Annotated in this window: 7 protein-coding genes and 1 pseudogene; 4 read left to right on the plus strand and 4 right to left on the minus strand. The window is 62.0% G+C overall.

Features of this window, described 5'->3' with window-relative positions; translation table 11 throughout:
- The first annotated feature begins 576 nt into the window (after positions 1-576).
- Positions 577-786: pseudogene (locus GEV05_27080) on the plus strand (IS4 family transposase).
- A gap of 490 nt (positions 787-1,276) precedes the next feature.
- Here GEV05_27080 and GEV05_27085 read toward each other — a convergent pair.
- The gene (locus tag GEV05_27085) at positions 1,277-3,247 is read right to left on the minus strand and encodes a hypothetical protein (GenBank protein MPZ46964.1); all 1,971 of its coding nucleotides are present in this window, start codon (positions 3,245-3,247) and stop codon (positions 1,277-1,279) included.
- A gap of 566 nt (positions 3,248-3,813) precedes the next feature.
- Here GEV05_27085 and GEV05_27090 point away from each other — a divergent pair.
- The 3 genes from GEV05_27090 to GEV05_27100 all read left to right on the plus strand — a co-directional run bounded on the left by GEV05_27090 (position 3,814) and on the right by GEV05_27100 (position 5,411).
- Positions 3,814-4,317, plus strand: coding sequence for a hypothetical protein (locus GEV05_27090; protein MPZ46965.1), 504 nt, complete (start codon positions 3,814-3,816; stop codon positions 4,315-4,317).
- 20 nt (positions 4,318-4,337) lie between these two features.
- On the plus strand, positions 4,338-4,685 hold the full coding sequence (locus GEV05_27095; protein MPZ46966.1) for a hypothetical protein: 348 nt from the start codon (positions 4,338-4,340) through the stop codon (positions 4,683-4,685).
- A gap of 156 nt (positions 4,686-4,841) precedes the next feature.
- Positions 4,842-5,411 carry a carboxymuconolactone decarboxylase family protein gene (locus GEV05_27100; protein MPZ46967.1) on the plus strand — a complete coding sequence of 190 codons (570 nt, stop codon included), beginning with the start codon at positions 4,842-4,844 and terminating at the stop codon, positions 5,409-5,411.
- A 154-nt stretch (positions 5,412-5,565) separates the two neighbouring features.
- Here the strand turns inward: GEV05_27100 and GEV05_27105 are convergent, their stop codons facing one another.
- From GEV05_27105 to GEV05_27115, 3 genes are all read right to left on the minus strand, one after another.
- Entirely contained in the window at positions 5,566-7,056 is a 1,491-nt protein-coding gene (locus tag GEV05_27105; GenBank protein MPZ46968.1) for an amidase, read from the minus strand.
- A gap of 882 nt (positions 7,057-7,938) precedes the next feature.
- Positions 7,939-8,142, minus strand: coding sequence for a hypothetical protein (locus GEV05_27110; protein MPZ46969.1), 204 nt, complete (start codon positions 8,140-8,142; stop codon positions 7,939-7,941).
- 26 nt (positions 8,143-8,168) lie between these two features.
- On the minus strand, positions 8,169-9,572 hold the full coding sequence (locus GEV05_27115) for an amidase (GenBank protein MPZ46970.1): 1,404 nt from the start codon (positions 9,570-9,572) through the stop codon (positions 8,169-8,171).

The following is a 9,572-nucleotide window of genomic DNA, read 5'->3' on the forward strand; positions in this document are numbered from 1 at the left end:
GCTGGCTCTCCAGGTTGTTGTGTACCTGATCGAGCGTCGACTGGCGGATGTATACGCACGCGCGTCGCGTCAGATGGTCAGCGCCGATCTTGTTCATCGCTGCTCCCTTGAACCATCGCTTTGCTCAGAGCGTGCAGCCACCCCGTCAAGATCTGCAGTGCTTCCTCCAGAACTTCCGGTGGTAGCGCTGGCCCCGGCGCCGGCGAATGGTCGTCGAACAGATCTCGTTGCTGAACCTTGTGTGCGCGCATCACGTCCTCCTTGGGCCCCCGTGGGCTCAAGAGAGGATAGGGCAGCGTCGACGAGACCACGCAGCTCGGCAAGTACCGTTACGGGAATGCTGGCGACATTTACGATCTCACACTGTGCTGAGGCCGCCTCCGTCATCCAGGCCGGTACGGCAAGCGGTTGCCTTTCGGTGTTTGTGCCCTCGGCCGTGTGCACGACAAAGCAAATCTCGTCATGCACCAGGAGCCGGCGCGCAATCCGAAATCGCTCGCCTGCCCGAGGGTGGAAGCGGTATCGAACTACAACTTCCGCATGCAGAGTGCTGGTGGGTAGTATGTCGGACCTTCGTTCAAGTGGATCAAGCAGCATCTGCGCATCAAGCATTTCATGGGCACCAGCGAAAACGCCGTAAAGACCCAAGGCTGGTGTGCAGTCGCCACCTACGTGCTCATCACCATCGTCAAGAAGGCGCTTCATCTCGACGCCTCGCTCTATACATGTCTACAGATCTTGTCGGTCTCGGTCTTCGAGAAAATCGAGATTTCATGCGCCTTGCAGCCCGTCCAGTCTCAAGCCGACCCGCCCAACCATGCGCACCAACTGATTCTGGTCAACTTTTAACCGGACAGTAGTGAGCTATTGTCACGAGACGACCATGACCCAATGGTGTCGTGGCGGAACTTTCGGCTGGCTTTGGCGCAGCGATACTGTCGACCGCAAGGACACCGGTCGGAGACGAGCGCCTCTTGAATGCCGTAAGCGCTGGCGACTCGCCGAGATCCGGTACAAGGGTGCGGCTGCGGACTGACCCGCCGGGTTTTTGATACCTCGGACAACGCTGGAAAATGGTAAGCGGTCACCACACGCGTTTTCTCTTCTTTGCCTGTGCTTATGAGCCACCTCTGTCACACCGGCGTACAGACGAAATCACAAGCGGGCACGGTCCGGGAACATGAATCGCCATTCAGGCAAAGGTCATGGGCGGGTTCCTTGCGCGAATTGCCAAGTGCATTTCGTCCGTTCGAAGCAGCGGCCCACCTCGAGCCTTTCAATCGAATGGCCACGGTAGCGCGGCGACAGCCTGCAAAAGCCCTTTGGGGTACTCCAACGTCAGGAAGTATCCGAACGTGCTCAGGACGATAACCGCCCCGAGCGCGCCGCCGATCGCCGAAAGCCACCTCAAGCCAGCTTTCATCCGCAGAAAGGTCGTGATGTAGGTGAATATCCCAAGGACGAAACCGAGCAGGGCAATTGTTGCGAGCAGCGTAAGGATCCAGGCTTGGAAATGAAGGTCGCCGTGTACGGGCTTGTCCGCATTCCCCCATTCACGCTCGCTGTCGAAGAATACGTAATTAGGCCGCTTGAACGTCATCAGAACAGCAGCCGCAACGAGCAGCGCCAAGGTGACCAGTGCAACCGAGATGGGAAAGACTTTACCCAAGAACGCGAGATGCCATGCATCATAAATCGTGTACAGGCAGGCGAGGATCAGCAGACCGAGAAAAATCGCTTGCGGAGTCTTGCCGGCCGAGGCGTGCGGCCCAGCCGCCGTAAGCGACTCGCGGTGTGGCTTCATGCGCGCCGCCACGAAAACCGAAGCGGCGATCAGTGCGAGCATCACCTGCACGCCACCGCGCTCTAGGAAGGACATTCCGTACACCTGGATCGATTGATAGACGGAGGCGTCGAGTTGCATCGAGAGGACGAAACCGATGAGAAAGGCGGGTCGAGACCAACCGAAGCGCTTCATGTACATGCCGAGGATACCCAGGACGAAAAGCGCTATCAGATCCTCCCAGGCGCGAGTGGCCTGATAGGCGGCAAAGAATACGATGACGATCATGAAGGGCGCGACGAGCGCAAAGGGCACGACTGTCAGTCGCGCAATCGGCTTCGCCAAGAATAGACAGATCCCGGCCCCGATGACGTTGGCAATTGCGAGCGACCAGATGATGATGAAGGTGAGATCGAGATGGCGCTCCATCATGCCGATTCCGGGTTCCACACCGATCAAGATGAGGGCGCCGAGAAACAGGGCCATGCTGGCCGACCCGGGAATGCCGAACATGAGCGTGGGTATCAGCGCGCCGCCGTTGTCCGCATTGTTGGACGCTTCCGGTCCGATCACTCCCCGAATATCGCCTTTGCCGAACGACGAGCGGTCTTTCGCCGTCTGCACCGCATGCCCGTATGCCACCCAGTTGGTAACCGATCCGCCCAGCCCCGGCAGAGCGCCGATGATCACCCCGAGCGAGGAGCAGCGCACGACCAGCCACTTGTGTTTGAGCGTTTCCCGGAATCCCTGAAATGTGCCTGAGCCGAGTTCAGGTATGGAAGAGATCTGGACCCGTTTGCGCAGTACGTCCAGCAACTCGGGTATGGCGAACATCGCCAGCCCCATGATCACCAGCGGAATGCCGTCGCTGAGGTAGATCGTGCCGAAGGTCAAGCGCTCTTCGGCGGTGGCGGGCGCCGCACCCATGCTGCCGACGAGAAGGCCCATGCCGCACATGATGAGCCCCTTGACAGCGCTCGCGCCCGTCAGCATGCCTACCATCGTGAGCGCCAGGATGACGAGCATCAATTGCTCCCCGAAACCCACGCCGAGAATGAGCGGACGCGCGACTTGAATCGATAGCGTGAGGATAAGGGCGCCGAACAGGCCGCCGAGCAGGGAAGCCGAGAACGCCGCCCCGAGCGCGCGCGCGGCCTCGCCGCGCCGGGCCAAGGCATGGCCGTCCAGAATGGTCGCCTGCGCGCTGGAAGTCCCGGGTATGCCCACCAGCACGGCCGGGAAGGTGTCGGAGGTGTTGGTGACGGCAAGCAAGCCGATCATCATCGGCAACACCAGGGTCGGATCGCCGCCGTAGACGAACGGCAGCAGCAACGACAGGGCTGCGATGCCACCCAACCCCGGCAGAAAGCCGACGACCAGACCGAGGAGTGTGCCCCCCAGCAGAGAAAGGAAGTGCTGCACACTCAGTAGGGTGAGCAGCGCCTGCAGGAGATCTGCTTGCATTGATTGGATTCCCGTTCTACTGGAATGAGACGTTATGCTCGGTCACTGCTGGAACTTCCTATAAAAGTTGCCGAAGCGGAATAGCTGCTTGAGCCTATTGCAGGTGATCCCAGATCGATCCCTCGGCCGACCTGGGCGCGGGTGTGCCAAGTTTATAATGGGCGCATCCGACATGGAAATCGAGGCGGGACACTAGCCTCCATGCGGAAAATCGTGGCGCAGCGCCACGTCTAGCGCAGTGCGGTCAACGCCGGCCTATCCGCCAGAGATGATTTTGACAAGGTCGGAATGGCGAGCTACGCAGACGGCATTGCCGCAAGCATACCGCGCGCTGCGTATTGCCGTTGAAGAGCTAAGCCTTGCGGGCATAGTGGCCCATCTTTGGCAACCTACTCGGCAAAGTGCAGCTTCGTAACCGGCGAAATGCTCCACGGTTCCGTACCGCATAGGGCACGCTGAGGTCTAGCGCTCTAGCGTGCCAGGTATCGCCGGCACGCGACGCAATCGTCCGGCAGCCGCGGTTATACTTTGCGCGCGCACAAGAAGACTCCGGAGGACGCAGATACATGAACAGATTCTTGGTGCAGGTGCTGGGTGCGGCGGTGGTGGGCATGCCACTGCTTGTCAGCGGCCCCGGAACGGTCAGCGCAGGCGCCGTGGACGACTATCCTTCGCGGCCCCTACGCGCCATCGTGCCCAACGCCCCGGGCGGCGGCAGTGACATCAGCGCGCGCATTGTCGCCAGTGCGCTGAGTGAAGCGCTGGGCCAGCAGGTGGTGGTGGACAACCGCCCGGGTGCCGGCGGCACGCTGGGGACGTCCATCGCGGCTCGCGCGCAGCCGGACGGCTACACGGTGCTGATGGGCAATATTTCCACCCACGGAATCAACGTGGCCGTCCTGAAGAACCTGCCCTACGATCCCGTCAAGGACTTCGCGCCGGTTTCCATGCTTGGGACGACGCCCAATGTGCTCGTGGTACATCCCTCAGTCCCTGCCAGGACTTTCAAGGAATTCATCGCTTACGCCAAGGCAAATCCAGGCAAGATACGCTATGGGTCACCGGAGTAGGCGGCTCGCCGCACCTCGCGATGGAACTGCTCAAGTCGATCACCGGGACCGACATGCTGCATGTGCCGTACAAGGGTTCGGGACCGGTCACCATCGCTCTGCTGAGCGGACAAATCGACACCGCATCGGCCAGCGTGACGAGCCAGTTGCCGTACATCAAGTCCGGCAAGCTGCGCACGCTGGCGGTCACCTCCGCCAAGCGCAGCCCGCAGTTGCCCGACGTGCCGACCGTCATCGAATCCGGCGTGCCGGGTTATGAGGTCACGATCTGGTACGGCATGTTCGTGCCCGCCGGTGTGTCTCAGCACATCATCAGCCGGCTCAATGCCGAACTGGTCAAAGTCCTCGACACTTCGACGTTGAAGTAGCGCATGGCAAACGTCGGCATAGACGCGGTCTCGTCTACACCGGCCGAACTCGGCGCCTTCGTCAAGGCGGAAATTGCGAAGTGGAAAGAAGTCGTCAGGATCTCGGGTGTGACGCCCCAATAATTCCCCAACCAACCAGACAGGAGCTCCCGCCGCATGGCAAGACTCGAACCGCTGGCGCCTGACGCCATCCCCGAACTGCAGGAACATGTGCAGCGCTTTCAGAAACTTCTGGGGTACGTACCGAGCACCGTGCTGGTCATGTGCCGCACGCCGCGCTTCGTCAAAGGACTTGCCCAGCTCGCCTCCTCGGTGTGGGATCCCGCGAGCGAGGTGCACCCGGGACTGAAGCGCATGGTGGCGTTCATATGCGGCCGCACGCATGGCAGCCGGTATTCGATGATTCATGCCGCGGAGTCCGCGCACGCCGCGGGCATCGACATTGAAAAGGTCAATGCCCTCGATGATTACCGCACGAGCCCGCTATTCGACGAAAGGGAGCGCGTTACACTGGATTTCGCAGTGGCCGGCGCCTCGCAGCCCAACGCCGTAACTGATGAGTTGTTCGCCCGCATGAAGCAGTACTGGACGGAGTCGCAGATCGTCGAGATCACCATGGTGATTTCGATCAACGGCTTTCTGAACCGCTGGAATGACACCGTATCGCCGCCGCTCGAAGATGAGCCGCGCGAGTTCGCGGAAAAGCAACTTACGCTGAAGCTCTGAGGGTGCCCGGCGTCGTGTGCGTCAGGGGATGATGCGCGCAGCGCGCATTCGCCTCAGAGTTTGCGCAGTGGGAGAACCGAAGCGCCCTGCTTTCGGCTGCTTCCGGTCGATTCCCGCGGTCCATTTGCAGCCGATTACACCTGATCCGCGACCTTTACAGCTCGTTCGGCAACCTGGGCGTGCTCGCCGGCACTTTGCGCGGGTTGAACGCCTGCTCGAAAGCGTAGGCGTAGGCGAGGAGCTTCGCTTCCGAGTAATCGAGTCCGAGCAACTCGACGCCGACAGGCACGCCGAGCGGAGCCGACGCGGACGGTGTCGAGAAACCACCCGGGAAGGTTACGGCGGGAAAGCCCGTCCCGTTCGACAGCGTGCCATTGCGCTCAAGCTGATTCGCATCGCTCACTCTCGCGACCAGGATTTTCTGGAGCGGATAGAGGATCGCATCGAGTTTGAGCTCCGCGATCTTGCTGGCAACCACCAGACGCAGCTTATCGCGATTGAGCATGCGATCCTTGTAGACTTGGCTGTTCATGCCGTCGGCGATCGCGAGCTCGGCTTCGAGCGTCTTCTGGACCGCCGACTTCTTCGCAGCGACGAGGTCGGCGAAAGACTTCACCGGCGCATTCGGACCTAGCGTAGCAAAGTACCTTTCCATCACCGTGCGCGCCTCGTACCGCGACGTGGACACCGTCCCTGCGAGCTTTGCGTACTCGGGGATGTCAAACCGCACAATGGTAGCGCCGAGCGACTGCATTTTTGCTATGACGTCTTCCATCACCCTGTTGACCTCTTGATGGCGCGCTTCTTTGCCCATGAGGTCCGTCATGACGCCGATGCGCGCGCCTTTGAGCGCGTTGCGGTCCAGCAGGTGGGTATAGCTCTTCGGTATCCGGCCGTTGCTGAAAGCGGTGATCGGGTCCGCCGGATCGTAGCCAGCCATCACATCGAGCAATACGGCCGCGTCGGTGACCGTGCGAGTGATCGGTCCGATCTCGTCCTGGGTGAGACTGTTCGGAATGACGCCGGCGCGACTCACCAAGCCTCGCGTAGGGCGTATGCCGACGAGACTATTGGCGGATGCCGGAGAGCGGATCGATTGGCCCGTATCGCTCCCGGTGCCGAGCAACGCCAAGTTTGCCGCGATTGCGGCGCCGGTCCCACCGCTCGAGCCGCCCGGCGTGCGCGTGAGATCGTACGGATTGAGTACTTGCCCACCGAGACTGCTAACCGACATCCCGCCTCGCGCGAACTCCTGGAGATTGGACTTGGCCAGGATGAGCGCGCCCGCCTTGCGCATGCTCGCGACGGTAAAGGCGTCCGCAGGCGGTATCGAATCCTTCATGCTGACGTTGCCTGCGGTCGTCGGCATGTCGACGGTGTTGAAGTTGTCCTTGAGGATGACCGGGATGCAGTGAAGCGCGCCTACCCCAGAAGGATTCGCTTTGTATCGCCTGTCCATCTCGGCTGCGATCTCAAGCGCTTTCGGATTCACGGTTAGGATCGCGCGCAGCTGCGGCCCCTTGAGGTTGTACGCTGCGATGCGCTCAATATAGAGCCTGGTCAACTGCGTGCACGTGAGTACGCCGCTCGAAAGCGCTTGATGCACGCTCGCGACGGTCGCTTCTTCGAGGTTGAATTTGGACATTGGGACCGTTGTCGCGCAACCCGAAACTGCGGCGGCGACGATGAAGATTGCGCATAAGGCTCTCATGCTTCCCTCGAGTTTACCGACGACGCATCGATCCTACTACGCCATCGCCCGGATTGGCTGCGCGGCAACGCGAGCAAGTGCAGAAATCGGTACAACGCCCACGGATTTCAAATCGCGCACCGCGCCGGAAGCATGGCTTCCTTTCGCGATCGGTGGGAATGTTTTCTGTCGCTCTTCGCACCTCACCTCGACCGCGACCTGATGTTGAGAGCGATGCACGGGGCGGACATCAAACGTGCGCAACTCGGTGCAACAGTGCCCGAGCTTTAAAATGTGCTCCCGCGTCGGTTTCACCCTTCCTCCCGACGCTCGGTCACCCACATGCAGTTGCGCTTGGCTTCGTTCGCCGTGATTCGCCTCCGGTTGGACTTCCAACCGCCAGAGTGCGCGCATGCCGGGCGAGCGAGAACCGTCCCGGGCAAAGCCGCGGGCTTTCATTGTGCTAGCCGCTGAAAACGGCTTTCCGCGCGCAATTGGCAATACGCATCCATGCTCAATCAAACCGGAAGGTATTCGCCGGTTCGTCATAGCGCGCGTGAGAATGCTTGCCCCGGATACGGCGCGCCGTATCGATCACGGTCGGCGCGACTTCATAGAGCATGGCGCGTTGTGCGTCGTTCAAGCGCAGCCCCGCTCGCACAATCATGGCATCGACCTGCGCCTTCACGTCCGCCGGCACATCCACCCCCCTGCACGGACTTGGGTTGCGCTGCTTTCAATTCGATCACTTTCGCGCCCGGCACCAGTTGCGGGCGACGGCTGCGCCAGGCGGTCGCGTTTTCGTAGGCGTGCCCGAAGCGGAACACCCCAGCTTCGTTAAAGGGCCGGCTTGCGATCTGCATGCCCAGCGGCAGCAGCCCCTTCTTCGAGTAGCCATTTGCAGACCACCAGCGACGGACTGCCCGTCACGTTGAAGGGCGAATAGATGTCCGGGTTCTCCCACTTCTGCGCGTACAGCACCCCCAGATCATCCGGCGAAGGTGAATCGAGCGGCGGCTTGCGGCAGCGTTCGGCTCCCATCGACCCGGATGCGTCCTTCCGATGCCTTACCTGCTTTCGGCCGCGGTTCGACTGCGTAACCGCAAAGCCGTCGCAGGCTCTTCGTCGCGCGAAAAATCGCGCCCGATGCGCTTCGCCATGGCCTCCGCGTAAGGCACGACCTCGGCCAGCAACTCGATCTGCTCGTCGTTCAAGGTGAGGCCGGCGCGGCGCGCGCGCTCTGCGGCGAACCTGCGGCTCGCGTCGTCGACCGGCTTCCCCGATGAAAGCGTGGGCGGCATCACCGGCACCCGGGCGGCGCCCGGCGTGAGCTTCGGGCGCCGTGTGCGTGTATCCGCCACCCGCTCGTAGGCGTGGGCGGCTCGCAGCACCGTCGCATCGTCGAAGGGGCGCCCCGCGATCTGCATGGCGAGCGGCAAGCCGCCTTTGCCATAGCCGTTGCAGAGCACGAGTGCAGGACCTCCGGTCACGCTGAACACGGTGTGGATGTTCGGCTGGATCCACGACCTGAACGCGGACATCCTGTCGAATCGCGCTGCAGGCGCAGAGCTCACCGTCAACAGGACGTCGTACTTCTCGTAGAGCGGCTCCATCTCGGCGAGAATGCGCTGACGCTCGCGCTGAGCCTGAACGTAATCGACGGCGTCGAACAAACAGCCCGCCAGCGTCTGGGCGAGGAAAGGCTTGCCGAACTCGCCTGGCCGCGCGATGAGATCCGGCTGGTGGACGCAGAAGATCTCGGCCTCGGCGATGACCATCTTTACGTCCAGGTAGTGCTGCAGCGGGCGCATGCGCACATCCTCGAGCGTGGCGCCGAGTTGCCGGAAGGCGTCGATCGCGGCACCCATCGCAGCGGCGACCTCCTCGCTCACCTTCAGGTCTTCTTCCCAGAAGTGGCGGATGACGCCGATGCGCAGGCCGCGCACGTCGCCGGTCAGCGGCGCACGATACGGCACGCGCGGGTACTCGACGCTCGCGCCGTCGCGCGTGTCGAAGCCCGCGATGGCATCGAGCACGATCGCGCAATCCTCGACCGTCCAGGCGAGCGGGCCACAGTGGTCGTAGCTCCACGAGTTGGGGATCACGCCGTACCGGCTGACGAGGCCAAAGGTCGGCTTGAGGCCGACCACCCCGCAGCACGCAGCCGGATTGCGTACCGATCCGCCGGTATCGGTGCCCATCGCGGCAAGGGTGAATCCAGCCGCAACGGCTGCACCGGATCCACTGCTCGACCCGCCGGTGGAATGCTCGGGGTTCCATGGATTGCGCGCCGGAGGCCATGCCGCGTCGAAGTCCGGGCCGCCGTGCGCGAACTCGTGCGTGGAAAGCTTGCCGAGCAGCACGCCTCCTGCGGCATACAGGCGCTCGGGAACCGCGGCGTTCTCGCGCGGCACGTTGTCCTGGCCGACTCTCGAATGACCGGTGGTGCGTATGCCATCGGTCGCGTAGAT

The sequence above is a fragment of the Betaproteobacteria bacterium genome (assembly GCA_009377585.1).
Classification (GTDB): domain Bacteria; phylum Pseudomonadota; class Gammaproteobacteria; order Burkholderiales; family WYBJ01; genus WYBJ01.